This window comes from Burkholderia sp. Tr-20355 (assembly GCF_017104685.1).
GTDB classification, from domain to species: domain Bacteria; phylum Pseudomonadota; class Gammaproteobacteria; order Burkholderiales; family Burkholderiaceae; genus Burkholderia; species Burkholderia seminalis.
The window spans coordinates 1-431 of the sequence record NZ_JAAGPK010000415.1; the positions used below are offsets into that span (position 1 = coordinate 1).

The 431-nt window shown below is 46.2% G+C and carries 1 rRNA gene; it reads left to right on the plus strand.

Annotated elements, in window-relative coordinates:
* A 16S ribosomal RNA gene (locus G3N62_RS35700) occupies positions 1 to 112 on the plus strand; the annotation flags it as partial.
* Positions 113 to 431: the final 319 nt, after the last annotated feature.

Below are 431 nucleotides of genomic sequence, written 5' to 3' on the forward strand. Positions count from 1 at the left end.
AGAAGTGGCTAGTCTAACCGCAAGGAGGACGGTCACCACGGTAGGATTCATGACTGGGGTGAAGTCGTAACAAGGTAGCCGTATCGGAAGGTGCGGCTGGATCACCTCCTTTCCAGAGCTTCTCGCACAAGTTGAGCGCTCACGCTTATCGGCTGTTGATTAAGACAGAAAGACTGTCTGTTAGCGGTTTTATCGGTTATAATGCCGGCCGCTTTCGATAATCTTCAATGAAAAACATTCGAATGATGATTTATTCGAGTCTTTCTCATTGGCGATTGAGCCAGTCAGAGCGGTACGTAGTACGTATCGGCTGTCGTTCTTTAACAATCTGGAAGAAGTAAGTAATTTGGATAGCGGAAGCGTCTTGAGATGGACGTGAAAACTATCCGGGTTGTGATTGTATCGATGTATCTCAAGATGATTCGAACTCT